The organism is Salipiger sp. D13 (assembly GCF_003703915.1).
Classification (GTDB): Bacteria; Pseudomonadota; Alphaproteobacteria; order Rhodobacterales; family Rhodobacteraceae; genus Salipiger; species Salipiger profundus.
The window spans coordinates 222,387-247,967 of sequence record NZ_ML112592.1 but is presented as its reverse complement, the minus strand read 5'-3'; the positions used below and the strand labels follow the sequence as shown (position 1 = coordinate 247,967).

Below are 25,581 nucleotides of genomic sequence, written 5' to 3'. Positions count from 1 at the left end.
TGCCGGGCGATGCCCGGCTATGCCTGCGCGCGGTTCGGCGGCGAGGGCGCGTGCCCCGAAGACACCCACCAGCCCGAGACGGTCGAGGGCCGCGCGATTGCGGCCGCCGGCCCGGAGCTGTTCCACCAGCGGCGCATCGGTCCGGGCGGTTATGCCGGGCTCGACCTGCCCGCCTGTCTTGCGCTCATGGAGGCGCAGGGCGTGCCACCACGTATTGCAACTCTGTTGCTTCCGCACTGGGAGACCGGCCTTCTCGAGGCCGCTGCCCGGATGCGTGAGCGAAACGGTGCTGAATGAGCAACGCCACGCGAAACTACACGATCCGGCTGTCGGCTTCCGGCAAGCAGCAGCTCGAGGCCGACCTGCGCGCCCTCGGGGCCTCCGGGGAAAAAAGCCTGCGGCGGATCCAGACGGCAACGAAGCCCGCCAACACCGGGCTGCGCGAGACCGATCGGGCTGCGCGCGAGCTGAAGGGCTCGCTGGGGGCCGTCTCTGCCGAGTTGCCGGCGCTGGCGCGTTTGGCGCGGTTCATGGGCACGACGGCGCTCGCCGGTGGGATCGTGGCCTTTGGGCGCAGCTCGCTCAACGTGGGCCGCGAGTTCCAGGCGATGATGCAGCGGGTCGAGGCGGCCACCCGGGCCGGTGGGGCCGACATGGGTCGCCTGTCGGATGCCGCGAAGGCGCTCGGGGCCACGACCGCCTTCACCGCGATGCAGGCGGCCGAGGCGATCGAGGTGCTCGCGAAGAACGGGGTCTCGGTCGCGGACATCCTCGACGGCGCGCTGTCGTCGTCGGTGTCGCTGGCAAGCGCGCTCGGTGCCGAGATGGCGCCGGCGGCGGACCTGGTCACGGACCTGATGCAGCAGTTCAGCCTCGAGGCGGGGCAGCTGCCGGACATCGTCGACCAGGTGACCGGCGCCGCCCTGAAATCCAAGTTCGGCTTCGACGACCTGCGCCTGGCGATCGGGCAGGCGGGTGGTGTCGCCGGGACGTCCGGGGTGGAGATCGAGGACTTCCTCACGGTGCTCGCGGCGACGTCTTCAAGCTTCGCGAGCGGCTCGGATGCCGGCACGTCGTTCAAGACCTTCCTCCAGCGCCTGACCCCGGAGAGCAAGAAGGCCGCGGCCGTCATGGCCGAGCTCGACCTCGCGTTCTTCGATGCGCAGGGCAACATGAAGAGCATGACCGAGATCGCGCAGGTCCTGCAGGACGGCCTGGCCAACCTGTCGGAGGAGGCGCGCAACGATGCCCTGAAAACCGTGTTCGGCACTGACGCGATCCGCACGGCCGCCGCGCTTGCGAAGCAGGGCGCCGAGGGGATGCGGGAACTTGCGCAGGGCATCGGCGAGGTCTCGGCGCAGGAGCAGGCGGAGGTGCGGCTGCGCGGGCTCGACGGGGCGTTGAAGGAGGTCGCGGCCGCCTGGGAGGCGCTGCAGCTGGAAGCCGCCGAGAACGGCGGGCTCGATGTCGCCGAGAGCTTCGTGCGCCGGCTGACCGAGGCGTTGCGCTTCCTGACCGAAAACTTCCAGGAGGTCGAGGAGATCGCCGAGCGGGTCGCGCAGGCGCTGACCGTCTACCTCGTCGGCAAGGGCATGACGCTCGCGATCGCGAAGGGGGTGGCGCTGCGTGCGACGCTGATCGAGATCGCGGGGGCGGCGACCGGCGTGGGCACGGCCGCGAGCCGCGCGGCCGGTCCGCTCACCCGCATGGGGATCGCCGCACGCGCCCTTACCGGCGTGCTCGGCGGGCCGTTGTCGCTGGCGATCACCGCGGGCTCTCTGATTGCCTTCGGGCTCGATACGGACGCGACGGCCGATGCGCTCGACCGTGCCGTCACTGCGGCGTCCAGCGCCGGGGAGGCGCTCGACGCCTACCAGGAGGCCGCGCGGCGCGCCGCCGAGGAGCAGAAGGGCCTTGGCGGCGAGATCTCCGCGACCACCCAGCAGATGCTGGCGCAATCCCGGGCCGCGCTCGAGCAGGCGCGGGCGGACCTCGAGCGGAGTTACATGGACGCGCGCGGCGCCATGACCGGGAGCCTCCTCGATGGTGACGGGATCGACGATCTGCGCGCGAGGCTCGGTGCAGCGGCATCGCTTGATGGCTCGGACCGAAGCGATCTCGAGGCGCTGCTCTGGCCGGATGATGCGCAGAACGACTTCCTCGCGCGCATGTACGAACTTGCCCAGGCGGTCGAGGAGGGGCGCATGGGCTTCTCGGAGTTCATGGCGGAGGTCGATGCGCTGCGGGCCGTCGGCAGCAACCTCGAGCCGGTGCGCGATCGGCTCGTCGACATCCTCGACAGCGGCGACCGGCTCGTCGGCAGCGGTGCGGTGGAAGAGCTGATGGCGCTGGCTCGCGAGGCCGGACTGTTCGCGGACGAGATTGCGGCGATCGACAATGCCACCACGGAATCGGACGCGGCTCAGGCGATCGACGACCTGGCGCGCGCCCTGACCGAGGCGCTGGAGGCGGGCAAGCTTCTGCGCTCGGAAGGCCTTGAGGGGTTCCGCGAGAAAGCCGGGGATCTTGCCGAGGTCGAGACGCAGCTGCAGGCGATCAATGACCGGCTGACGGACAACCGCGACCTCTCCGAGCAGATCTCCGGCGACCGGCCGTTCGACGATGCGGGCGACAGCGCCAGGGGCGCGGCCGATGAGATCGCGCGGCTCAACCGCGTATACGGCCAGTACCAAGCGACGCGGATCGCGGGAGATGCGCAGAATGGGCCCAGCATGCAGCCCTGGGGCGAGCCCACCTCCTCCTTCAGCCGCGAGGGCATGGACCCCGCCGCGATCCGGGCGCTGGCGGTGCTCGAGCAGGCCTCGGGCAAGCTCTTCAACATCCTCTCGGACTATCGCTCGCCCGAGGAGAACAAGGCGGCAGGTGGCGCGAAACACAGCCAGCACATGAGCGGCAAGGCCTTCGACATCGACGTGTCGGGCATGTCGATCGACGAGCGGCTCGAACTGATCAAGCTCGCGCGGTCGGTCGCGGGCTTCGGCGGCGTGGGGGTCTATTCCAGCAGCCTGCACTTCGACACCGGTCCCGAGCGGGCCTGGGGCCCGGACTACACCTCTGCCTCGGTGCCGGGCTGGGCGGCCGAGACGCTCGGGATGTACGGGAAGGACAGCAAGGGTGGCTCGACGAAGACGGAGGAACTCGACAAGCAGGCCGAGGCGCTGGCGCGGGTGGTGAGCGTGGGTCGGGATCAGCTCGACCAGCTTCGCCTCGAGGCGGATCTCGCGGGGCGCTCGGTCGAGCAGCAGGCGCAGCTCACCTTCCAGTACGAGGCCCTGAAGCGGGCGCGCGAGGCCGGGATCGATCCTGCGAAGACGACGACCGAGGATGGCCGCATCCTCGCGGACGTGATCGACGAGCAGGCGGCGGCCTACGGGCGGCTCGTGGCCGCGAAGGACGCCGATGCCCGCAAGTCGGAAGAGACGAAGGAGAAGAACCAGAAACTCGCCGACGAGATTGCGACCTACAAGGGCGAGATCTCCGCGCTCTTCGACAACCTCAAGCCCGGCGGAGACGGCATCGCGGGGTTCTGGGATGATCTTACGAGCATGATCCTCGACAAGCTCTGGACGCTCGCTTTCGACCCCGTCTGGAATTACCTCGCGCAGCTCATGCAAAGCATGTTCTCCGGGCTTGGCGGTGGGTCGGGTCTGTTGAGCGTGGGCGCGAGCGTCCTCGGTATTGGCGGCAAGGCCGACGGTGGCGAGATCGATGGCTATGCCGGGGGCGGTGCCCTGGCGCGCCCGCGTCGGGCGGCGGGGCAGCTCACCGGGACTGGCGGGAAGCGGCAGGACAACCTGCTGTTCTGGGGCTCCAAGGGCGAGTTCATGCAACCCGCCGCCGCGGTCGACTTCTACGGGGTGGAGTTCATGGAGGCGATCCGCAATCGCCGCCTGCCGAAGTTCGCCACCGGCGGCTCGCTTGGCGGCGGCGCGGCCCCGGGCAGGCCGGGCGCGTTCCAGTTCAACCAGCAGATCATCGACAAGGTGGGGGTGAAGGTGACCTCGGAAGAGCAGACCTTGCCGGACGGCTCGCGGCTGCAGCGGCTCGAGCTTTCCGAGGCCGTGAACGAGGCCATGACCACCCCGGGCGGCGCGGCCAACCGCACGCTGCGTCGGCGAGGGTTCACGCAACCGAGGGCGCGCCGATGAGGATTCCGACGTTCCCGCCCGAGCTTCCCCGGCCGCAGGTCTCTGGCTTCCGCCGGCAGCGGTCGGATCCGCGCCGGCGGCGTACCTTCGACGCGGGCCCGCCTAAGTTTGCCCGGCGCTACTCGGCCGTGCCGGTGACCTTCAGCCTCTCGATGCGGCTTCATGCCTGGCAGGTCGCGCTGTTCGACCGGTTCTACGTCGAGGACTGCGCCGATGGCAGCCTGCCGTTCTACATGCCGGACTACACCGTCGATGGCCTGCCGTTGCTTGATGAGACCGGCGCGATGCTGACCGACGAGGCGGGCGTGCCGCTGCTGTGGTCGAAGGTCATGCTCTGCCTCTGGGGCGAGACGCCCCCGGAGTTCGGAGATCCGAAGATCACCCGGCAAACCGTGACCTTCTCTGTGGTGGAGCTGCCATGACCCGGGCCATCTCGCTGAACGCGCGCCGGAGCCTCGATGCAGCGGCGACGGAAGACTTCTTCGTCGTGCTGCTGGAGATCACGCATCCGAACCTCGCCGCGCCGCTGCGGCTGAGCACCGATCCGACCGAGCGGATCTCGATCGAGCCGTTGGTCTACGGCACCCGCTCCGGCTGGCGTGGCGCCGACCCGGTCGCCGATCACTGGCAGTTCGTCGCGGCGGCGCTGGAGCTGCCGAGCGACCAGGAGGACGTGCCGGCGGCGGTGCGGATCACGCTCGATCTCTTCGACGCGACGCTGCCGGCGCTGCTGCGCAGCTTCGAGACGCGGGCCACGGCGAACATCGCGCTGGTGATGGCCTCGGATCCGGACACGCCCGAGCAGCAGTTCCTCGGGCTCGAGGTGACGGGCGGCACCTACGGCGCGCAGGTGGCGATCTCGGCCTCGCGCAAGCCCATCGAGGAGGAGGGCGCGCCGATGGACATCATCGGCAAGCAGCGCTTCCCGGGGCTCTTCCGGTGAGCCTCTCGGACTTCGTGGGCATCCCCCACGCCGACCTCGGGCGCGACCGGGCGGGCTGCGATTGCTACGGGCTCCTGCGGCTCGTCTACGCCGAGGACCTCGGGATCGCCCTGCCGAGCTTCACCGGCACCTATGCTACCTGCGCCGAGCACGCGCAGATCGCGGCGCTGCTGGCCGGCGAGGCGGCGGCGGGCCCGTGGCAGCCGGTCGAGACGGTCCGACCCTACGACGCGCTGCTCTTCCGGGTGGGGCGCCATGACTGCCACGTCGCCGTGGCGGTCGACCGGGCGCGGATGCTGCACGTCCACGCCCGGTCCCGCGCGGTGATCGTGCCGCGCGCCGATCCCACCTGGCGCGACCGCTTCTCGGGCGCCTTCCGACACGAGGCCCTGCTGTGACCAACGTCCTGATGATGCGCGGCGTCTCGCCCGAGGCGCGCAAGCCCTTCGCCGTGGCCGGCACCGTCACCATCGCCGAGATCGTCGCCACGACGCTGCCGGGGGCAAGCGAGGGGGTGCTGGCGCGCACCCGGGTGGCGATCAGCTACCGCGACCAATACCAGGTCATCCCGCGCGCGTGGTGGGGCAGGGTGCGCCCGCACGAGGGCACCACCGTCATCATCCGCGTGGTCGAGGGCGACCCGGTGAGCATCGGGGCGTGGGTGTCGAGCGCCATCGGCGGGGCCTACTACGCCGCCACCGGTGTGAGCCTCGGCGCCTTCGCGCTCGACGCCATCCTCGTCACCACCGCCATCGCCAGCGTCGCCATCACCTCGGCGCTGATCAACAGCCTGATGCCGCAGCCGCAGGTGCCGAAGGACCAAAAGACCGAGAGCCGCTACAAGATCACCGGATGGCGGAACCAGGTGACGCCGGACGAGCCGGTGCCCTATCCCACGGGGCAGATCCGGGTGGCGCCGGTCTATGCCGCGCAGCCCTTCACCGAGGTTGTGGGCGACTTCCAGTATATACGGGCGCTGTTCCTCTTCGGCTACGGGCGGCTCGACATCTCCGACATCCGCATCGGCGAGACCCCGATCTCGGAGTTCGCCGGCGTCGACATCCAGATCCGCGAGGGCGTCGCGGGCGATGCCCCGGTGACGATCACGCCCGACCAGGTGCTCGAGGAATCGGTGCAGGTGGAGCTTCTGAACCCGCAGCCGCCCATCGACGAGGCCGGGAACGAGATCGACGGCGACCGCGTGGAACAGCCGCATGTCTACACCACGGCCTCGCATGCGACGCAGGCCAGCGTGATCCTGCACTGGCCCAACGGGGCGCATTACAACAAGTCGAGCGGCGATCTCGGCTGGACCGACATGGACGTGCGCATCCGCCAGCGCGCCGCCGGCACCGAGACCTGGTCGGAGGTCACGACCGAGACTTATGTCGCCAAGCAGCGCGAAGCCTTCTTCCGCCAGATCACCTGGACGCTGCCGAGCCGGGGCACCTGGGAGATCGAGGTCACCAACCTCACGCCGCGCGACAACGGCACGAAGCGGAACAACCGGGTCTTCCTCGCCGCCGTCCAGTCGATCCGGCCGGAGTATCCGGTCAACTTCGACAAGCCGGTGGCGCTGGCCTCGGTGCGCATCAAGGCGACCTACGAGCTCAACGGCACGCTCGACAAGCTGAACGCGCTGGTGCGCCGCTACGTGCCGGTCTGGGACGGCGAGGCGTGGGGCGAGGGGCTGTCGCGCAACGCGGCCTCGGCCTATGTCCATGCGCTGCAGGGCAACCACCACCCGTTCCCGGTGGACGACGCCGGCATCGACTGGGACCAGATGGCCGACTGGTGGGACTACTGCGACGCCAAGGGGCTGACCTACGACGCCGACCACCGCAGCCAGACGAGCTTGCGCGAGATGCTGGCGAAGATCGCCATGGCGGGCCGCGCCTCGCCGCGCCACGACGGCGCGCGCTGGGGTGTGGTCATCGACCGCCCGCAGGACGAGGTGGCCGACCACATCAGTCCGCGCAACTCCTGGGACTTCGAAGGGTCGCGCGACTACATCGACCCGCCCGACGCGGTGCGCGTCAAGTTCCTCGACGAGACCGACGGTTACGCCGACGCCGAGATCATCGTGCCGTGGCCGGATCACGCGGGCCCGGTGAACCTGATCGAAGAGTGGGAGGTGCCCGGCAAGACGCATCCCGACGCGGTGGCGCGCGAGGTCCACCGGCGGATGCTCGAGATCATTCACCGCCGCGACCGCTTCACCGTGATGCAGGAGGGCCCGCTGCGCTCGGCCACGCGCGGCGACAAGGTGCTGCTCAGCCACGACGTGCTGTCCTCGGTGCAGGTGGCGGGCCGGGTGCTGTCTGTCGACGGGCCTTACGTGTTCCTCGACGAGATGCTGCGCTTCGAGGAGGGCGCGCAGCACGCGATCCGCTACCTCGCCTATGACGCCGAGGACCCCGTGGGCGACAGCGCGCTCGTGACCGTCTTCCCGGTGCCGGGGCAGCCGCGCGGCCTGCGTGTCGCGGGCGGGGCCCCGCCGCCGGTGGGGGCGGTCGTGCTGTTCGGACCCGCCGGCACCGAGACCGTCCCCTGCCGGGTGCTCGAGATCGAGGCGGCGGAGGACTTCGCGGTGCGGCTCACGCTCACCAACGACGCGGAGGAGATCGACGCGCTGACCGATGCCTACGTGCCCGCCGAATGGGACCCGATCATCGGCACCGCGATTACCGTGGACCTCACGCCCTCGGCGCCGCGGTTCGCCGGCATCGCGACCATCGCCGAGGAGAGCCTGTTCGGCAGCCCGGCGCGGACCCTGCGGGTGGGCGTCGCCAGCGACCCGGGCGACCTGGTGCCGATCGGCAGCATCGAGGTCGACCACCGGCTCTACGGGGCCGGGGCGTGGACCACCGAGACCATCACGGGCAGCGCGGGCTCGGTCGACATCACCGGCTACCAGCTCGACGACTCGGTCGAGCTGCGGCTGGTGGCCTACACCCGGTCGGGCACCGCTGGGGCCTATTCCGCCACGCTCGACTACCTCGTCGGGGCGGACTCGGTGGATCTCGCCGGGACGCCCGACACCGGCTCGATCTCGGCGGTGGCCGACCTCGGCCGGGCGGTGCTCGAGATCGCCGTCGCGGATGCCTACACGGACGAGCTGCGGATATTCCGCACGGCCTTCGGCGACACGCTCGACACCGAGACGGACGAGATCGGCACCATCGCGGTCGGGCGCAACGCCTCGGTCACCTACGTGGACGGCGACGCCACCCGGACCAACCTGCTTGCCGGCGGCAGCTTCAACGACGCAGGCCCGTGGACGGCGGGCGGTGGCTGGGCCATCGCCAACGGCGCGGCCACCCACACCGCCGGGGCGGCCAGCACGCTCTCGCAGGCCGTCGCGCTCACCGCCGGCAAGACGTATCGCGGCGCGCTCACCGTCTCGGGCCGCACGGCGGGCAGCGTCACGGTGCAGCTGACCGGCGGCACCACTGTCGCCACCTCCGCCATCGACGAGAACGGGCTGGCCCTGTTCTCGCTCGATGCCGTGACCGGCAACGACACGGTCGAGATCGTCGCCACTTCCGACTTCGACGGGTCGATCGAGGAGGCGCAGATCTACGAGGAGAGCGCCGCCTGCGCACCGCAGGGCACCCACGCCTACCGCTTCGCGGCGGTCAATTCCGACGACGTCGCCAGCGCGATCTCCTCGGCCATCACTGCAACCATCATCTGAGGTAAATCCCATGGCAGATGGAATCCGCGTGCCCGACAAGGGCGCGCTCTCTTCGGCTGACTCGCTTCTGGCAGTCTACAATGGCACGACAGGGCTGCTGTCCACGAGCGCGCTCGGGACGGTGCTCGCCGCCGCAGGTATTCTCGCGCCGGTCACGGTGACCGACGCGCTCGGCAACCGTGTCACCGCGCTCGAGGGCACGGTGATCGCCGGCGGCAGTCCGACGGCGGGCGGGCCGGTTGAGGTGGTTGCCACCAGCAACGTCACGCGCTCTGGCGAGCAGACCATCGACGGGGTCACGACCAGCGCTTCGCGGGTGCTGCTGGTGGGGCAGACGGCCCCTGCCGAGAACGGGATCTGGGTGACGGCCTCCGGGGCATGGGCGCGCGCCACCGACATGGACGAAGGGGCCGAGGTGCAGGGCACCTACGTCTACGTTGCTGGCGGAACCGTTGGGCGTAGCAAGACCTATTTCACCGGGTCCGAGGTCACGACCATCGGCACCGACCCGATCACCTTCACTGAGGCGCGGAACGGCAATTTCCTGCTTGATGAGCTGGACGCCAAGCTTGCCTCTGACGAGAACCTCGCCGACCTTGACGATCCGGACGAAGCTCGGGTGAACATCCTCGCGGCTGACCTGAACGCCCCCATACCGACGCTGAACGCCACCGGCACCGGCGACGTGATGACCGCGAGTGCCCCGGCGGGCATGACGGGCTATGCCAACGGGCAGGAATTCCTGGTCTATCCGAGCGGCGCAAACACGGGCGCCGATCCGACGCTCGATATCGGCGGCTTCGGGCCGCTGCCCTTCAAGGATGAGGGCGGCGGGGATCTCGTGGCCGATGACCTTTCCGGTGGGCGTCCCTACCTGGTGCGCGTCTCCGGGGCGGCCGACCAGTTCAATATCCTAACGCGTGGCTATAACCGGCCGCTGGTGGATGGTCTGGCCGGGAAGGCTGCGAAGTTCACGCCCATCGTCTCGGTCTCGTCGTCCGGCGGCACAGCCGACGCGCAAACCGCTTCTGCACCGAGCGGCTACGACGCTTATATCGACGGGCAAGTCGTGCTCTGGCTGCCGAACGACACGAACACCGCCGCCGATCCGACTCTCGACATTGGCGGCCTTGGCCCCCTTGCTGTGCGCCGCGCAGACGGCACAGCCGTAGAGCCAGGAGAGATCGTGGACGGCACATTCCACGAGATCCGCAAATCCGGCTCTTACTGGCGCATCCTGTCCGCGGGGCTGACGCTGCCGCAGGTGCGCGAGGATCTTACCGAGTTCTCGCGGGATCTGGACGCGGCGATCCCGAATTTCGCGGACTGGTATCGCTTCGAGGGTGCGACGACGGAGTTCACCCAGATCATGGGTAACTACAACGTGCCCGCCGTCTCGTGGGACAGCGACAGTCAGGGGGATTTCGTGCGCGTGCCCCGTGAGGTGATCGGTAGCAATTACTATTCCGGCGGTGCAACCATTCTGAGCAGCTACTCCAATGGCCGGTTTCTGATCCGCCAGATGGATGCCAGCGGCACGGAGATCCGCGATCTATCGGATGGCAACGGCGATTACCGGGAGGAGCAGACCTTTCCGGCCGATATCTCGGACACCGAGCCTTACCGCATGAGCGTGATCGGCAAGGTGATCGCGGACGACTGCACGGAAATCCGCATGTATGTGCAGGGATTCGGCGCGGGCGGCACCAACGTTGTCGGCTTCCCGTGGTTGACGGCGAAAGGGCGGGCAGAGCGGTTTTCGGCCCGTACGCCAGCACTCATGAGTGAAGGCAAGATGGCCTATGTCTCCACGTCAGGCAACATCGCGAACGTCGGCACGATCCCGACGCGCGCCTTCCCGACGATGAAACAGGCGCTCGCCTCCGGGGCCAGCACCATCATCCTGCGCGACGGCATCTACGATGCGGCTGACATGGAGATCGACGGCAACCTGTTTGGCAAGGTCAGGATCATCGCCGAGAACGACGCCAAGCCGATCATTCGCGGCGGTGTGGAGGTTACCGGGTTCACGGCTGTCTCGGGGCGCACGAACGTCTACCAGGCGGCCTGCACGACCGAGCCCTACATGAATGACGTGTCAGATCCGGCGGGGTTCGTCTTCGTCCAGGAAGAGCCGTGGAGCGCGATCACGCTGGCAGAGCGTCACCCGGCGCATCGCGGGCGTTCGCACCGCTGCCCGCACTACCCGCTCTACGCCGGGCCGACCGATATGGACTCGCTTGAGGCCGCGACGGAGTTCTCGTGGTGGTGGAGCGGTGACGTGCTCTACGTCAACGCGCCGACCGGCGTTGACGCCCTGAGCATGACCGTCGTTGTTCCGCAGGGAACCGGCTACGTTAACCGGCATCCTTGGAACCAGATCGAGATGCAGGGCCTCACCTTCGAGTTCATGGGTCTCGTGATGAATGACTGCAGCCGGTATCTGCTGGAGGGTGTCACGGTGATCGGCGCCCCGACGGACGGGCTGTCGCTGGATTACACCTGTGGCGTCGATCGCTTCTGCACGGTCATCGGGTCGAGCAACGACAATTGGAACATCCACGGGAACGTGGACGGCTCGACCGACGCCACTGGCCGACCCTCGCTCGATAACTTCCAGGTCAGCGAGGAAATGTGTTCGATCCTGGCATGGGATGACGGTCACTCGGCGCACGAGCGGTCTGCCGTTACGCTGCGGGGCGGGATCATAGAACTGTGCGGATCGACGGCTTGCGCGCCAGCAAGTGGGGCCGAAGTGACGGCGTATCACGTGACGATTGCAGATAACGGTTGGCGCTCCGATGCCGAGCAATCCGGGGTGGCGGTCCTCAACGGCCCAGAAGACGACGGCGAAGGCACGATCTTCGAGGGCCACAACCTGATCCTGCGCGGCAACCCTCGCGGGGTGAGCTGCTTTGGTGGCACGGGAGAGCAGAAGGCTACGCTCTACAACTGCATGACATTCGACTGCTCCGAGGCTGCGCTCTACGCGATCCCCGGCGGGCGGATCGACAGCTACGGTCTGGTAGACAGCGGCTCGACAGCCCGCACGGCAGGTCTCGGTACGATCAACGACAACTGATGATTTGCCACCACCGATGGAGCCGGGACGATCACGTCCGACAACGGGACGCTGGTGACGTGACCCGCTGACGGCGCGGTCCGTGACAGCCTCAAGGCAGCGCGGGAAATCTCCGCGCTGCTCAAATTCTGACCCGCTCAGGCGGGCTCATCTGATGGGGGCAGGATGAAGCACCTGACAACCTGGCTAGGCGAGAACGTCTGGATGCTCGCCGCGGTAATCGGCGGCATCCTCGTCTCGATCCTCACAAGCGAAGAACAGACCTTCCGGATGGCGGTGGCGCGGGTCATCTCGGGCCTCTTCTGTGCCACCGTGTTCCCGGGCCCGGTGCTCGACGTGCTCGGCCGTGATCCGGCGGTCTACGGCAATGCGGTGGCGGGCCTCTTGGCGATGACCGGCTATGCGATCGCCAAGAGCCTTGCCGGCCTCACCGGGCGCCAGCTCGCCGAGTGGGTCGCCATCGTGATCGGGAGGAAGAAATGACCCGTCCTGACGTCTCCAACCGCACCCTCGGCGTCATGCTGATCGTCAGCTGGCTGGCGCTGCTGCTGTTCCAGCCGCTCACCGAGGCCTGGGACGACCGGCCATCGCAACGCCCGTGGATCGACGTGTCGCTGCAGCTCGACGGCGACCGTGTCCTCTACACGCGGATGATCAAGCGCGTCCTGCGTGGCGACTGGACGGCCCGCGTGCAGATCTCGACTGGGGAGGGCTGGCGCACGGTCTGCGATGACAGCGGCGCGTGGACCTACCGCCCGGAAACCTCGGGCACCCTCGGCATGAGCTTCGACCGTTTCACCGGCGGCTGTCCGCAGCCCTCGGGCGCGCACCGCGTCTGCGTCGATTACGTCATGGAAGACCTGCGCGGCCGGCGCCGGATATTCGGGCCGTTCTGCTCAGAGGGCACCGGCGGCAGCTGACGCCACCCACCAACACCTCCTTCACCGCCTGGCCGCCGCGCCGGGCCCTTCTGCATGGGAGAACGTCATGCGCGACATTTCCGAAATCATCGTCCACGCCACCGCCACCCGCGCCGACTGGATGGAAGGCTATCCGACCGGCGCCAAGGTGGCCGAGGTCAAGCGCTGGCACGTCGAGGACAATGGCTGGTCCGACATCGGCTACCATTTCCTCATCGACCGCGACGGCACGGTGGCAGAGGGCCGCCCTGTGGAGCGGATCGGGGCGCACGTCCGGGGTCACAACACCGGGACCATCGGCGTCTCTCTGTTCGGCGGCCATGGCAGCGCCGAGACGGACGCCTTCAGCGATCACTTCACCGAGGCGCAGGACGCCGCGCTGCGCGAGCTGCTGGCCCAGCTGGACAGCAGCTACGGGCCGGGCCTGAAGATCAGCGGGCACAACGAGTATGCGGCCAAGGCCTGCCCCGGTTTCAACGTCGGCAAGTGGCTGGCCGGCGCGCTGCGGCCGGTGGAGGCCGACCCGGCGACCGACCCCGACTATACCGCCGCGACGAAGCTCCGCTGGCGCCTCGCCGAGATCCGCGACACCGCAGAGCGCGCCTTGGCCGGCGAATGACCTTCCCCATCACCGACTGGCGCTTGGCGCTGGTCCTCTCTGCCGCCGCGTGCGGCCTATCGAAAGGACACGACCATGTGGACCGAACTTCTGGACGCGGCGACGCCCGCGCTTGTGGCGCTGATCGGCGCGGTGCTGACCTTCATCATCAACCGGGCCGCCGGTGCCTTCGAGGCCGCGACCGGCATGGCAATCGAGCGTGACGCCCGCGATGCGCTGCACTCGGCGCTGAAATCCGGCGTGGAGGCCGCGCTGCGCGACGGGCCCAATGCCGGGCTCGAGGTGATCAAGGCGCAGGCCGTGATGCACGCGAAGGAGAGCGTGCCCGATGCGATCCGCATTCTGGTGCCCGGGGATGGCGTGCTGGATCGGCTGGCCGTCCGCTACTACCGCGAGGCGATGGAGCGGATAGCCGTGGGGGTCCCGGCCTAACAAGATCCGCCGGCGCGGTGTCGGCGGTGGGTGGGCCGGGCCGCCAGCATTAGACTTTTCCCGGCCCCCATATCCGAACCGGATCGCAGAGCCAGCTGCCTGCTGGTGGCTCGTCTGCCCCCAGCTCTCGCGCTTTGGTCCGCGCGGAGGCTCATCTGATGGCGCTGTCCGGCGCGATGCTGAGAGATTTACCGTTTCTAAATGGGTGTTCTACCGTCCGTTGGGTGTAAGAGGTGCCAACATGAATCTAGTTTCTTCTCTCGCGACTCTTCGCGGCGCGCGCCCGTCGCGCCTTTCGGTTTTCATTTTTGGTTTTGGTATGGGCGCGCTTGCCATCAGCCTGTTGGGGCTGACTGCTTACTGACGATGGCCGTTCTTTTGGGCGGGATGAGATGAAGGGGGCAAGCGGACTCGGTGGTCGCGAGATTGTGTTCTCGTGGAGGTGACGCTCCATTTGTTCGTAGGCGAATTCAGTAGGGTCAGAGTTCGATCCGCGATCAAAGTGCTGAAGAACGAGTCCGGCAATGGTGCCCATCGCGCCTACGAAAGCTATGCCTATTGAAACCCAATCTCTTAGAAGCATCGCGCCGCGGCGGTCATCCTTCTCTAGACGGGCAATCGATCGCTTTGATGTGGAGGTCCTATTTGCGACATCCTTGGCTTCCGCGATGAGAGCGATTTTTGAGTGACGCGGTATATCTGGATCGAGGATGTATGCAACCGTGTCGCCGATGATCTCGAAGTAACCATTTACGACATTTGCCATATGATGGCACCTTGGGCAAAGGTCCGTGCAATCTTTGAAATTGCTCCCGACACCACCTGAAAAAGTTGAATTGTACATCAGGCCGCAAGTACTGCAAATCGCTGGAACGCGTGGCATATTTCTTAGTCTCCAAAAGTCCTTCATTACTGATTAGTTTCAGGCCCTATGATTCGGAAGGTCTTTCTGGGGTATGCGCCGCGGTCGCTAAGCACGCTTTACCTGCGCCTGGGGGCGCGACAGCGTCATCGTGATGGCCGACCTGCCTCGCTCCGACGGGGATGCGACAGGCTGGGCGATGATGGACGAAGCGCTGGCCTGGCTCAGTTGCGTGGTGGCCGCCGCTCAGGGCATCGCGGGTCACGCTGACGCCATCGTGAGCGCGGTCGGCGGCCTGCTGGCGATCTATGGGCGCGTGACCGCGACGAAGGTAATCAAACGCTGACGTGTGGCGCCCAAAATAAAAAGCCCGGCAAAATGCCGGGCTTTTCGTCCAGACTGAAAAGCTATTAAGTGTGGCAGACCTCTTCCCACTCGCCATGGTTCTCACGAAAGCGCGCAGGGAGGTCATTGTCGAACGAGTCACGTTCAACTGCATCCTCTGCTTGCTGCAAGAGTTGGCGCAGCTTTTCTTCTGGAATGAAGTGCCGGATCACTTGCACCCGAACTAGACGATCCGCCGGGCCGGAGATCTGGGTGACGCCCTTCTCATATCGTGCGATTGTTTGCCCATCGACACCGAGCTTGGTGCCGAGTTCATCTTGCGTCATCTCCATTTCGCTTCTCAAGAACTTAAATTCTTTAGGAGAAAGCGCTTTTTTAGAGGTGATTATATGGAGAGCAATCGAGAGGTGCAGTTCATCGATATGATCGATGGAGATACCAGGCCCATATTCTGTGTCGTGTCGCGTAAAGCCGTTCAGTAGCACCACATCATCAAGTCCGGATACGCGATAGACGTACGGCTGTTCAGCCTTTTCTTTCCCATCTACGTAGAACTCAGAAGTCATTTCCCATCTTCCCATTCAACAGTCACGATGATCAGTTTCTCAGACTGCTTCACCACTGTGACCACGCCGACATGCCGTCGGTTCGGCACCTGATAAGTAAGCTTCGCCTTGAAGTCTCCCTTCGCCTTCGCCTCATCTACGCCACCGCACAGTGTGCCTTTTCTCAACACGTCGAAGATCATCTTCGTAGTGATGTCGCGCTCGTCCATGCGATCCATGGCGTGCTCTGTAAGGATCACATGCGATGATTCTGAGGCTAGGAACCGTATGAGTTCTAACAACGCTCGTGGTCGGGGTAGGTTCCCTTTCTCACTCTCACTTGAACGTTGCTCTGGCATCGTCACTCACTGCGCTCACCTATCAATGTGATAGTTATGACGGTTGTGCAGTCGTTTTTCTAGTCACTAAATGTTGTGATTTATCTAAAGTTTAGGCTGTATCTAGTCTGAACGGACAGAACTCCACGCGAATCATATTTTCCCCTTCGCTAGCGATGTGGCTCATCAAGCAGTGCATAGGGGTCTCACGTAACCCTGCTGATCAAGAACCTGACAAGCTAGGGCCCGGGCGCGACGGTGCTTACCGGGAGGCGGTGGAGGGTGCTGGTATCGCGATGCCGCCGACCTCCGGCACCGCAACCACGCGAACCGTTTCCACTGCCGTTCTCGGGCGGTAGCGCTTACCGAGCTCCCGCCGCTGTTGGCGGGCTGCGCCTCGACCGGGCCGGGCGGCGAGGCGCTACATCTCCCCGGCAATGAAAGGTGCTTTCAGCACACCAAGGCAGCCCTCGCGGCTGTCGCTTCTGTCCCGCCCCGCGCTGTGACTGGCGCGGGGCTCCCCTTGCGCCTCTCGGGCGCTATTTCGGGCCGAATGGAACCCGGCCACTATACGTCTCTGCAATGCGCCTGCGGTCACCGCGTCATGCTGTGGATGCAGGACATGCCGGCGGACTGGCTGAACGATCCGCCGTGGTCGCTTCGTGATGAGGTTATCGCGCGGCTCGTCTGCAGCCGGTGCGGCCGGCGCGGGCGCCCCGCCGAGATCCGCGTCGGGTGGAGCGCCGGCAAGGGCTCTTTTCCGCAAGGGCGGTAGCCTCGATTTTCGTCCGGTTTCCCGCATTTGAAACCGCCCGAAACAGGCCGGAATCGGGAACAGGGCGGGGGATTTGCCGAACATGCGAACTGGCACTGGCTTCAGGAGGCAGTGGTCTGAGGGAGTTTCCAAAACGGCTTGTAAGCCATTGATGCAGCGTGCGCGCTACATGGCGTCGTTTCCAGCGCAACGCATTGAGATAGAAAGGTTCATTGGCACCTTTCGGTTGCGCCATCAAGCTAATCGGGGAGGTCAACGGCTGTGCCCTATTCCCGTCCGGCCGGCGAACCTTCTACTCGCCTCCGTCAAGTTGCGCTTCTTGCTCGCGTCGCCCGGCTTCTGAACTTCAGAAATGCACTTCTGAGTGACAGGCCAAGGCTGGTTGCCAACATGAGACCTATCAAATCCGCTACCCAGTCTCCGATCTCCCCGTCACGCCCAACAGCCATTTGAGCGAGCTCGATCACGCCGCCAAAGATGGCGACTGCCGGAACAAGAGACCGAAGCCAACGCGGTTGGAGCACAGCAGCTGGAAGAACAATGCATCCGAAACCGAGCGCATGCTGCACCTTGTCGCCATACAGGGCTCCGCCTGGCACGACGCGAGGGCCAACAGTGAGGTAGGTCACCGCAAGTATTAGCAGAAGAGTAAGTGCCGCAGCGAGGAGCGATATTCGGGTCATGTGTAAGGCTCGTCATCATACTTGTTCAGGAGCCAGCGGTATCAGCACAGTACCGCATCGAAAAAACTCTTTTGTGTGATCTTGGCGCCATCCGTGGGCGCCATGCATCTTGATTAAGCCGTTGAGTAAGCAACGAGCGGGATCCGCTCAGTAGTGCCGCGCCAGGCGCTGAGCACGCCGCCCCCCCCCCCCCCCCCCCCCCCCCCCCAATAGCTGCCCTCCGAAGGCAGAGGGCGATACCTACTGTCTTCGCAGCGCAGCGGGCCCGATGAGCACAAAACTTGATCGGCGGATCTACAACCAAAGGCGTTTGATGACGTAAGGGAAGTTCGCCCTTGATGACTAGCCTTTCCCGTGTGAGGCCTCAGGGAGATCATTAAGGTCAATTTTTGGTAGGTTTCAAAATGAGCACGGCACGTTTCTTTCTGTGCAGTAGCTGTGAACACGCTCTTCGCTTCGGGAGCTCCCGGTGTGGTGCGTGTTACTCAGTAACGCCGCTTTATAATCGGTGGTGGTTTTGGGTGATACTCCTGATTGCGCTGGTCATCGTCAGTGTAGTGGGCGGACTGGCACTGCTCCTCTAGGCGTGGAGCGTCAATTTCAGTGACGAGATGGAAATCGGTCACGATGCTTCCCTCCAATGCGCTGCGGTCACCAGGTGACCCTGCACTTGCCGGACCTCCCGGATGGACACCCCCGGACGCGGCTGCGGCGCTCGGCGTCCGGGCGGGTAGGGCGGCCGGAGGAGATCCGGTTCGGGTGGAGCAAAGGGGGGCTAAGAGGACCGGATTTCATGGTGGACAGGTCGTCGCTAACCATTTGATTTCTATAGCGGGTATCTGCCGCATTTGGTGGACAAAATTTCAGGCCAACCGATTGATTTCAAACTATTAGTGTGCGACCGGCCGCGGGTACCAGATTGATGATGCCTGGAATGCCCTTGCGTTTCGATCTCGTCGCTCCTGCAGCAACCTGCGAGAGCGCAGGCTTGCTCGTCCTGCTCCGATAGCGGCGTATGGTGATTGCGGCCGTCGGACGCCGACTGGTTCAGGGAGACGCCGCAGCAGGCTCAGGGCATCCTGTGCCACGCCGGCGCCCGTTTCAGCCTTGGGTGGACCGGTTTCGATCCACAGGCAGGCAAGCAGAGGCTCGGACGCATGGTCCGCTCCGCAATCGCCTCTGCGGGCCAAATGGCTGCCAACATGTTGAAGTTCACCCCTGAGATCCGACTCCCAGGCCGGTTCAGGTCGTGGCGACGAATGCCAGGAACTCCGTTTCTCCGATGATCTTCAGGTCGTGTCCCTCGGCAATGAGTTGTTCGGCCTTCCGGTGCTTGGCGTTCTTGTGGCCTCCCGTCGCCAGCGCCGAGAGGTCCTGGTCACCGACGACCAGCATATGGATCTTTTTCGACACGCTTTGTGATGTGGTGATGCCGACACGCGCTGCGGCCTCGGCAGCCTCGCGGCGCGACATGGTGAGCGCACCGGTGAACACGGCGATCTTGCCTGACAGCGGGCCATCGGCCCGGGCCGCGCGCGACCTATGCTCGTTTCTTCGATCCGCTCGGACTTGAGCCAAGTATATCCTGGAACGGTTTCCCCATCAGGGCCTCTGCCATCAGCACGATCTCGGCAGACGCCCGGGCATCCTCGCCCGCATCGTGATGGCGGAAGTCCAGTCCCAGTGCGTTCTTGAGGTGGCCGAGCCCATGCCCGCCATTGCCCTTGAACTCGGGCCACGCACGGCGCGCGACACGGACGCTGTCGTGCCATTGCAGTGGAGCGGCCACTCGGCCGCATGCCTCGGTTGCACTGCGGATCGCCCGGCCGTCGAACGAGCTGTGCTGGAACAGCGCGTGCCGCTCGAGGAAATCGCCAACCGCGTCCAGGAATTCCTCGAACAGAGGTTCACCGGAGACGTGCTCGGGGCGGATGCCGTGGATCTGGATGTTCATTCCCGCGAAATGACACCGCGGGTCGATCAGGAGGGTAACGACCTCTTCCACGCCCGTCTCGCCGACACAGGCAAGCCCGATCTGGCAGATGCTGCTGGCGTCCGAGTTGGCGGTTTCCACGTCAATCGCGATGAACCGATACGTTTCCGACAAGACGGCCTCGAGGGCGCGGAAGGCGGCTGGCGCCGAAGCGCAAAGAGGCTGTCTGACCATGTCGGACCCAGTTCGGATGTCAGTTGCTTGAAGCGCCAGTGCAGCGGTGAGGAGCCGCAGAGTCAACCGGCGGTATGGGTGTCACGGACAGGGACCGCAAGTGCGACGCACCGTTCTCCCGGTTTTCCGGTCGCGCCGGGTGCGTCAGATGGCTGACCGCCCATCTGAAATTGTCGGACGTGCGACGCGCGGCACAAGAGGCCGGCGAGACGGGAAGGGCTGGCAAATCCTTCGCCAGATCGGGTGCCAAGGGCTGCTGCGACGGCAAGCGAGCTTGGCGCGTCCGGCGGGACCGGAAGCCGAGACAGTCAGCGGGGATAACCGACCGCATTCAGGAGAGAGAGGCCACCAGTCGGGTGCGCGCCACCGGTTCGAGGCATGATCGCGGTGCGATCAGCGCCTGACGCAACCCGCGTTTTCCGGAAGCGCGAGACGTGGCGAGATCGGAGTATTCCGTGTCACAGGGCGCCGCCCTTATGATCGGACAGACATTCCTCGTGGTCGCGCAGCACCTCGAGGATGCGGCAGTCAGCGACCCGGTCACTTTGACACGCGCCGATCATGCGGCGCAGTTCGGTCTCCAGGGATTGCAGCCTCGCGATGCGCGCCTGCACCGCCTTCAGCTGCTTCCTGGCAACGTCGTCGACCTGTGCGCAGGAGCGTTCCGGGCTGTCCGAAAGGTCGAGGAGTTCGCGGATCGCGTCGAGCGGGAAGCCGAGATCGCGGGAATGACGGATGAAGGCCAGCCGGTCGAGTTCGGCGTCGCCATAGCGGCGCTGGCCGCCGCCGGTCCGTCCGGGCTCAGGCATCAGTCCGATCTGCTCATAGTATCGGATCGTCTGCACCTTGGTGCCGGTGCGCTTTGCCAGTGTGCCGATAGACAGCATGTGGTTTCTCCCGAGCCGGGCCCACGGCCCCTGAAAAAAAAAGGTCTTGAACCTACAGTTGCTGTAGCTCCTATATCGGTGGCCGACCGGGACTCACAAGGGGAGACAGCATGTCGGTTGGAAGCAGCACGGAACATGAATGGCGCGTCACCGGCATGGACTGCGGCTCCTGCGCAGCCAAGGTGCGCGGCGCGGTTGAACGCCTGCCCGGCGTCGGCGACGTAGACGTGGCGCTGATGACGGAGCGGCTGCGCCTCTCGCTGGATGAAGGCCAGTCCTCGCCTGAACAGATCGAGACGGCGGTGCGCGGGCTAGGCTTCGGCATCGCGCCGAAAGGTGCGCGCCCGGAACAGCCGAAGGGCGGGTTTGTCCTGCCGGAGGACGCGTCTCCGGCAACGGGCGGCATTCCGGAGACGGACGGCACGGAAACCCCTTCTGCGCAGGATGCCGGAGACCCTGTTTGGTATCGGACCCACAAGGGGCGGCTGGTGATCGGCACCGGCGTGCTGCTGGCGCTTGCCTGGGGGACGCGCGGCTTGGTCGGGGCCGAAGTCGCGCATTGGGCCTTTGTGCTGGCCACACTCATCGGGCTCTACCCCGTCGCGCGACGCGCCCTTGCCATGGCACGGGCGGGCATGCCCTTCACCATCGAGATGCTGATGACCATCGCCGCGGCCGGTGCGCTGGTGATCGGAGAGCCGGAAGAGGCCGCCCTGGTGGTCTTCCTCTTCGCGGTCGGCGAATTGCTCGAGGGGGTCTCGGCCGGGAAGGCCCGCGACAGCATCCGCGCGCTCGGTCGCCTGGTGCCGAAGACCGCGCGCCTGGAGGTGGGGCGGACGACCCGCGAGGTGGTGCCTGATCGGCTGAGCATTGGCCATGTCGTGCAGGTGCGCCCCGGCGATCGGATTCCCTGCGACGGCGAGGTGATCGAGGGCGCCTCCGGCGTCGACGAAAGCCCGGTGACCGGCGAGAGCGTCCCGAGCATGAAGGAGTCCGGATCAAAGGTCTTTGCCGGTTCGATCAACACCGAGGCGCTGCTGCGTGTGCGTGTCACGAAGATGGCCGAGGACAATACGATTGCCCGCATCGTGCGGCTGGTTGCCGAGGCGGAGAGCGCCCGCGCACCGACCGAACGGTTCATCGACCGCTTCAGCCGGGTCTACATGCCCGCCGTGGTGGGCGCCGCCGTACTGGTTGCGGTTCTGCCGCCGCTGGCGTTCGGCCAGCCCTGGGGAGAGTGGACCTATCGCGCCCTGGCCCTGCTGCTGATCGGCTGTCCCTGTGCGCTGGTGATTTCAGTTCCGGCTTCCATCGCCTCGGCGCTCTCCACCGGTGCCCGCAACGGTCTCCTGATGAAAGGCGGCAAGGTGATCGAGGCGGCAGCAAGCGTCACCCATGTCGCCTTCGACAAGACCGGCACGCTGACCCATGGCCGTCCACGCGTGACCGACCTCTCCGTGTTCACGGGGGATGAAGCCGGGCTGCTGTCGGTCGCGGCTGGCATTGAGAAGGGGGCGAGCCACCCCCTGGCCCTGGCGATCTGCGCCGAGGCCGAGCGACGCGGCGTGAGGGCTGCCATGACCTCCGGCGCGCGGGTGCTGCCCGGACTGGGGGCAGAAGCGACGGTCGGCGGCGCCACCGTTCGCGCCGGTTCCCCCCGGCTGGCTGAGGAACTCGGGATACTGACGGACGCCGGTCGTGCCCGCATTGCCGCGCTTGAGGCCGAGGGGCAGACAGTGGTGGTGGTGGTGCGCGATGCCACGGCGCTTGGCCTGATCGCACTGAGGGACGAGCCTCGCGCCGACGCCGCGAAGGCGATCGCAGAACTCGATGAGCTCGGGATCGCATCGGTGATGCTCACTGGCGACAACCCGCGCACCGCCGAGGCCATCGCCGATGGGCTCGGGCTCGACCATCGCGCGGGCCTCATGCCGGAGGACAAGGTGACGGCGATCCGTGATCTGACTGCGAACGCGCGTGTGATGATGATCGGCGACGGCATCAACGACGCGCCAGCACTGGCGGCCGCGCATGTCGGTGTGGCCATGGGTTCCGGGACCGACGTCGCGCTGGAGACCGCGGACGCGGCGATCCTGCGCAACCGCGTCACCGATGCGGCAGGCACGATCCGACTTGCGCGGGCCACCATGGCCAACATCCGGCAGAACATCGCCATTGCGCTCGGTTTGAAGGCCTTCTTTCTCGTGACCACGATCCTCGGGTTTACAGGCCTCTGGATCGCGATCCTGGCCGATACCGGCGCAACCGTGCTGGTCACGCTGAACGCGTTACGGCTGCTGGGCTTTCGTCCCGCCGCTGCCTCTGACACCATGACCGCGGATACCGGTCGCCGGAAAGCCGCGACCGCCTGACAGGAGACCTGACATGACCCTTACGAGACGCAGCATGATGACCGGCGCCGCCGGCCTGGCCCTGGCAAGTCCGTTCGCGGCGATGGCGCAGTCCGGCCCCGCGATCCACGTTCTCAAGGATCCGAATTGCGGATGCTGCACGGCCTGGATCGAGATCCTGCAACGCGAGGGCTTCGCCGTGACCACCGAGAACAGCCTCGGCACGGCCCTGTTCCGCCACAAGCTCGACAAGGGCATCCCGCAGGACGTGACCTCCTGCCACACGGGCGAGGTCGAGGGCTACATGATCGAGGGGCACGTCCCCGTGCCCGAGATCCGCAGGCTGCTGGCCGAAAGGCCTGAGGCCGTCGGGCTCGCCGTGCCGGGCATGCCCTACGGCTCCCCCGGCATGGGACCGGAGGCCGAGCGTGACGCCTACGACGTGCTGCTGATCCGCAAGGACGGCACGACAGAGGTCTTTGCCAGTTACGAGGCCGCCTGATCCCGGCGATGGTCCTGACAGGCGGGCTCTGAACCGGTCTGCCCGAACCAAGCCGATGCGCCGCAGGCAGCCGGATCGTCCGCATCGCTTTCGCTTCTGGGTCGAAGACTGCTCATTGGCTCTTTGCGGTGGCTCTCGGGGGCGCTCTCGATGCGCCAACGTGCATCCCCTACCGGAAGTGGCGGGCCAGCCCACGGTGGATTGGCGACGATTCGTGTCCGCGTCCGCGGGCTGACGGGGACGGTCACCCGGAGGCGGTCCTGATCGAGTCTGCAGCTCCGCGCGGACCGGCGGCGCACGCCTTGCACGACAAGAGGTCTCTCAGCAGTTTTCTTGCCCGGCGAAGGGCAGGGGCGTGATGAAAAAGGCGGCTCCTGCACCCGAATTCAGCCGACATCTCCGCAACTTTGGCGGGAACGTGCCAGTTTCAAATTATTGAATTTGTTCTTGCCGCCCCAGCTTCCCCCAATGCAGGCCAAAGCGTGCATTGATCCAAGGAGGTGCCGATGACCGGATCGAAATTGAACCGACGACAGATGCTTGCCTCGGGCCTCGGGGCCGGGGCCTTCTTCCTGCTGCCCGAGGTGGCGCGGGCGCAGCACGAGATGACCTCGGAGGGCATAGCGCTCGGCCCCGGGAAGACGTTCTCGTTCGAGGGGCTGCAGGACCTGGCGAAGGCACTGGCCAAGGGCGACTATTTCCCCATGGAGGTGGCCGAGGAGGATATCCTCGAGCAGGTGGACTACGACTACCACAACCAGATCCGCTACCGCGCCGACCGCACCCTGTGGAATGACGACGACCGGTCGCCGGTGCAGTTCTTCTTCCCGGGCCGCTACTTCCGCGAACCCGTCCACATCTACGCGCTCGAGGACGGTATCGCCCGCGAGGTGCCGTTTTCCACCGAGCTCTTTGACATTCCAGAGGACAACCCGGCCCGTCGCCTTTCGCAGACCGAAGGGTTCGCGGGCTTCCGGGTGCAGGACGAGCCGGGAGGCAATGACTGGATGGCCTTCCTCGGCGCTTCCTACTGGCGCACCTCGGGCTACTCGGGGCAGTTCGGCCTGTCGGTGCGGGGCCTTGCGCTGGACACTGCCATCCCGAACGGACCCGAGGAATTCCCGCGCTTCACACGCTTCTGGCTCGACGAGCAGGGCGATGGCGCGTTGACGGCTTATGCCCTGCTGGAGAGCCCCAGCGCCACGGGCGCCTACAAGATCGCCTCGGTCCGCGAAGAGCGCGGCGTGCTGCAGGACGTGGAAGCGCATGTCTTCCTGCGCAGCGGTGTCGAACGGCTCGGCCTCGCGCCGCTGACCTCGATGTACTGGTATGGCAAGCCCAACGCGCATGTGGCCGCCGACTGGCGCCCCGAGGTGCATGACAGCGACGGGCTCGAGATACACATGGCCAGCGGCGAACGCATCTGGCGGCCGCTCAACAACCCGCCGCGCACCACTGCCAACAGCTTTGTCGCGCCGGGGGTCAAGGGGTTCGGCCTCATGCAGCGCGAGCGCGCCTTCGACGAATATCAGGATGATGGCGTGTTCTACGAGAAGCGCGCCTCGGCCTGGGTCGAGCCGAGCTATGACTGGGGGGACGGGGCGGTGACGCTGATCGAGCTGCGCACCGATGACGAGATCCATGACAACATCGTCGCCATGTGGACACCGTCTGCCGGGTCCGCCGGGGGCGACGAGCATCATTTCGGCTATCGCCTGACGTGGTTCGCGGATGCTCCTGTGCCGCCCAATGCCGCGCGCTTCATCGCGACGCGAATGGGGGCAGGTGGCGTCCCGGGCCAGCCGCGCCCCGAGGGCGTGGTCAAGATCGTCTGCGATTTCGACGACATGGGCTTTGCCGGCCTTGGACGGGACGAAGGCATCAGGCCGGTGGTGACCACGTCGCGTGGCGCGATCTCGGGCGAGGCGGCCTACCCGGTGGTGGGCGAAGACTACTGGCGCGCGATATTCGACCTGGATTTCTCGGAAATTCCCGAGGATGACGACGATCCCATCGACCTGCGCATGTACGTGGACGTGAACGGCACTGCGGGCACCGAGACCTGGCTGATGCAGCTGTTCCCGAGCCAGCTACGCAGCCTGCTGGCTTCGAAGGCCTGACGGCACCGCTCCTTCCGGGCTGAAGCCGGATCGTTGGCCTGGTGGGCGTCACCGGGCCAACGACCGAGCGCGTCGTCTTCCTCGGCGCTTCGTCCATGTCCCGGGGGTGCCCCTGGCGGGCAGGGCGACGCTCCCCTCGCAGGA

At 66.2% G+C, this 25,581-nt stretch carries 21 protein-coding genes; 15 read left to right on the top strand and 6 right to left on the bottom strand.

Annotated elements, in window-relative coordinates; all coding sequences use genetic code 11:
• Window positions 1-9: 9 nt before the first annotated feature.
• From D6860_RS07975 to D6860_RS07925, 11 genes are all read left to right on the top strand, one after another.
• Window positions 10-297 (top strand): DUF7697 family protein, encoded by a 288-nt coding sequence (locus tag D6860_RS07975; RefSeq protein WP_076622284.1) that lies wholly within the window; start codon window positions 10-12, stop codon window positions 295-297.
• Complete coding sequence (locus D6860_RS07970; RefSeq protein ID WP_076622283.1) at window positions 294-4,169, top strand: phage tail tape measure protein; 3,876 nt, start codon at window positions 294-296, stop codon at window positions 4,167-4,169. The genes D6860_RS07975 and D6860_RS07970 overlap by 4 nt, the downstream gene beginning before the upstream one ends.
• Window positions 4,166-4,591: a hypothetical protein gene (locus D6860_RS07965; protein WP_076622282.1), complete on the top strand. Its 426-nt coding sequence runs from the start codon at window positions 4,166-4,168 to the stop codon at window positions 4,589-4,591. The genes D6860_RS07970 and D6860_RS07965 overlap by 4 nt, the downstream gene beginning before the upstream one ends.
• Window positions 4,588-5,112 carry a hypothetical protein gene (locus D6860_RS07960; protein WP_076622281.1) on the top strand — a complete coding sequence of 175 codons (525 nt, stop codon included), beginning with the start codon at window positions 4,588-4,590 and terminating at the stop codon, window positions 5,110-5,112. The genes D6860_RS07965 and D6860_RS07960 overlap by 4 nt, the downstream gene beginning before the upstream one ends.
• Window positions 5,109-5,510, top strand: coding sequence for an NlpC/P60 family protein (locus D6860_RS07955; protein WP_076622280.1), 402 nt, complete (start codon window positions 5,109-5,111; stop codon window positions 5,508-5,510). Before D6860_RS07960 ends, D6860_RS07955 begins: the two co-directional genes overlap by 4 nt.
• Window positions 5,507-8,809, top strand: a complete 3,303-nt coding sequence (locus D6860_RS07950) for a TipJ family phage tail tip protein (RefSeq protein ID WP_076622279.1) — start codon at window positions 5,507-5,509, stop codon at window positions 8,807-8,809. The genes D6860_RS07955 and D6860_RS07950 overlap by 4 nt, the downstream gene beginning before the upstream one ends.
• 10 nt (window positions 8,810-8,819) lie before the next feature.
• Window positions 8,820-11,891, top strand: coding sequence for a hypothetical protein (locus D6860_RS07945; protein ID WP_076622278.1), 3,072 nt, complete (start codon window positions 8,820-8,822; stop codon window positions 11,889-11,891).
• Window positions 11,892-12,056: 165 nt separating this feature from the next.
• Window positions 12,057-12,374 (top strand): hypothetical protein, encoded by a 318-nt coding sequence (locus D6860_RS07940; protein WP_076622277.1) that lies wholly within the window; start codon window positions 12,057-12,059, stop codon window positions 12,372-12,374.
• Window positions 12,371-12,811 (top strand): hypothetical protein, encoded by a 441-nt coding sequence (locus D6860_RS07935; protein WP_076622276.1) that lies wholly within the window; start codon window positions 12,371-12,373, stop codon window positions 12,809-12,811. The genes D6860_RS07940 and D6860_RS07935 overlap by 4 nt, the downstream gene beginning before the upstream one ends.
• Window positions 12,812-12,878: 67 nt before the next feature.
• Entirely contained in the window at window positions 12,879-13,430 is a 552-nt protein-coding gene (locus D6860_RS07930; protein ID WP_076622275.1) for an N-acetylmuramoyl-L-alanine amidase, read from the top strand.
• 75 nt (window positions 13,431-13,505) lie between these two features.
• Window positions 13,506-13,862 (top strand): hypothetical protein, encoded by a 357-nt coding sequence (locus tag D6860_RS07925; protein WP_229743226.1) that lies wholly within the window; start codon window positions 13,506-13,508, stop codon window positions 13,860-13,862.
• Window positions 13,863-14,109: 247 nt separating this feature from the next.
• On the opposite strand, the gene D6860_RS07920 is transcribed toward D6860_RS07925, so the two are convergent.
• Window positions 14,110-14,628 (bottom strand): hypothetical protein, encoded by a 519-nt coding sequence (locus D6860_RS07920; protein WP_128549228.1) that lies wholly within the window; start codon window positions 14,626-14,628, stop codon window positions 14,110-14,112.
• A gap of 250 nt (window positions 14,629-14,878) precedes the next feature.
• Between D6860_RS07920 and D6860_RS07915 the strand changes: the two genes are divergently transcribed.
• Entirely contained in the window at window positions 14,879-15,070 is a 192-nt protein-coding gene (locus tag D6860_RS07915; RefSeq protein WP_076622274.1) for a hypothetical protein, read from the top strand.
• Between the two features lie 64 nt (window positions 15,071-15,134).
• Here D6860_RS07915 and D6860_RS07910 read toward each other — a convergent pair whose 3' ends face one another.
• The 5 genes from D6860_RS07910 to D6860_RS07885 form a co-directional block, all read right to left on the bottom strand.
• Window positions 15,135-15,635, bottom strand: coding sequence for a helix-turn-helix domain-containing protein (locus tag D6860_RS07910; protein ID WP_076622273.1), 501 nt, complete (start codon window positions 15,633-15,635; stop codon window positions 15,135-15,137).
• A complete protein-coding gene (locus tag D6860_RS25875; protein WP_083697732.1) occupies window positions 15,632-15,973 on the bottom strand; it encodes a DUF4258 domain-containing protein in 342 nt (113 codons plus the stop codon). Before D6860_RS25875 ends, D6860_RS07910 begins: the two co-directional genes overlap by 4 nt.
• 2,679 nt (window positions 15,974-18,652) lie before the next feature.
• On the bottom strand, window positions 18,653-18,904 hold the full coding sequence (locus tag D6860_RS07895) for a hypothetical protein (RefSeq protein WP_017467506.1): 252 nt from the start codon (window positions 18,902-18,904) through the stop codon (window positions 18,653-18,655).
• 46 nt (window positions 18,905-18,950) lie between these two features.
• Window positions 18,951-19,517, bottom strand: coding sequence for an exonuclease domain-containing protein (locus D6860_RS07890; RefSeq protein ID WP_229743227.1), 567 nt, complete (start codon window positions 19,515-19,517; stop codon window positions 18,951-18,953).
• 518 nt (window positions 19,518-20,035) lie between these two features.
• On the bottom strand, window positions 20,036-20,464 hold the full coding sequence (locus D6860_RS07885; protein WP_017468373.1) for a MerR family transcriptional regulator: 429 nt from the start codon (window positions 20,462-20,464) through the stop codon (window positions 20,036-20,038).
• A 155-nt stretch (window positions 20,465-20,619) separates the two neighbouring features.
• On the opposite strand from D6860_RS07885, the gene D6860_RS07880 reads away from it, so the two are divergent.
• The 3 genes from D6860_RS07880 to D6860_RS07870 all read left to right on the top strand — a co-directional run bounded on the left by D6860_RS07880 (window position 20,620) and on the right by D6860_RS07870 (window position 25,437).
• On the top strand, window positions 20,620-22,836 hold the full coding sequence (locus tag D6860_RS07880) for a heavy metal translocating P-type ATPase (protein ID WP_229743228.1): 2,217 nt from the start codon (window positions 20,620-20,622) through the stop codon (window positions 22,834-22,836).
• A 13-nt stretch (window positions 22,837-22,849) separates the two neighbouring features.
• A complete protein-coding gene (locus tag D6860_RS07875) occupies window positions 22,850-23,317 on the top strand; it encodes a DUF411 domain-containing protein (protein WP_076622268.1) in 468 nt (155 codons plus the stop codon).
• 506 nt (window positions 23,318-23,823) lie between these two features.
• Window positions 23,824-25,437, top strand: a complete 1,614-nt coding sequence (locus D6860_RS07870; protein ID WP_076622267.1) for an OpgD/OpgG family glucan biosynthesis protein — start codon at window positions 23,824-23,826, stop codon at window positions 25,435-25,437.
• The last annotated feature ends 144 nt before the right edge of the window (window positions 25,438-25,581 follow it).

Bases quoted from the DNA above. Each gene is read 5' to 3' on its own strand.
- D6860_RS07975 (WP_076622284.1), top strand. From the start codon at position 10: ATGCCCGGCTATGCCTGCGCGCGGTTCGGCGGCGAGGGCGCGTGCCCC.
- D6860_RS07970 (WP_076622283.1), top strand. From the start codon at position 294: ATGAGCAACGCCACGCGAAACTACACGATCCGGCTGTCGGCTTCCGGC.
- D6860_RS07965 (WP_076622282.1), top strand. From the start codon at position 4,166: ATGAGGATTCCGACGTTCCCGCCCGAGCTTCCCCGGCCGCAGGTCTCT.
- D6860_RS07960 (WP_076622281.1), top strand. From the start codon at position 4,588: ATGACCCGGGCCATCTCGCTGAACGCGCGCCGGAGCCTCGATGCAGCG.
- D6860_RS07945 (WP_076622278.1), top strand. From the start codon at position 8,820: ATGGCAGATGGAATCCGCGTGCCCGACAAGGGCGCGCTCTCTTCGGCT.
- D6860_RS07940 (WP_076622277.1), top strand. From the start codon at position 12,057: ATGAAGCACCTGACAACCTGGCTAGGCGAGAACGTCTGGATGCTCGCC.
- D6860_RS07935 (WP_076622276.1), top strand. From the start codon at position 12,371: ATGACCCGTCCTGACGTCTCCAACCGCACCCTCGGCGTCATGCTGATC.
- D6860_RS07930 (WP_076622275.1), top strand. From the start codon at position 12,879: ATGCGCGACATTTCCGAAATCATCGTCCACGCCACCGCCACCCGCGCC.
- D6860_RS07925 (WP_229743226.1), top strand. From the start codon at position 13,506: ATGTGGACCGAACTTCTGGACGCGGCGACGCCCGCGCTTGTGGCGCTG.
- D6860_RS07920 (WP_128549228.1), bottom strand. From the start codon at position 14,628: ATGGCAAATGTCGTAAATGGTTACTTCGAGATCATCGGCGACACGGTT.
- D6860_RS07915 (WP_076622274.1), top strand. From the start codon at position 14,879: ATGGCCGACCTGCCTCGCTCCGACGGGGATGCGACAGGCTGGGCGATG.
- D6860_RS07910 (WP_076622273.1), bottom strand. From the start codon at position 15,635: ATGACTTCTGAGTTCTACGTAGATGGGAAAGAAAAGGCTGAACAGCCG.
- D6860_RS25875 (WP_083697732.1), bottom strand. From the start codon at position 15,973: ATGCCAGAGCAACGTTCAAGTGAGAGTGAGAAAGGGAACCTACCCCGA.
- D6860_RS07885 (WP_017468373.1), bottom strand. From the start codon at position 20,464: ATGCTGTCTATCGGCACACTGGCAAAGCGCACCGGCACCAAGGTGCAG.
- D6860_RS07880 (WP_229743228.1), top strand. From the start codon at position 20,620: ATGGACTGCGGCTCCTGCGCAGCCAAGGTGCGCGGCGCGGTTGAACGC.
- D6860_RS07875 (WP_076622268.1), top strand. From the start codon at position 22,850: ATGACCCTTACGAGACGCAGCATGATGACCGGCGCCGCCGGCCTGGCC.
- D6860_RS07870 (WP_076622267.1), top strand. From the start codon at position 23,824: ATGACCGGATCGAAATTGAACCGACGACAGATGCTTGCCTCGGGCCTC.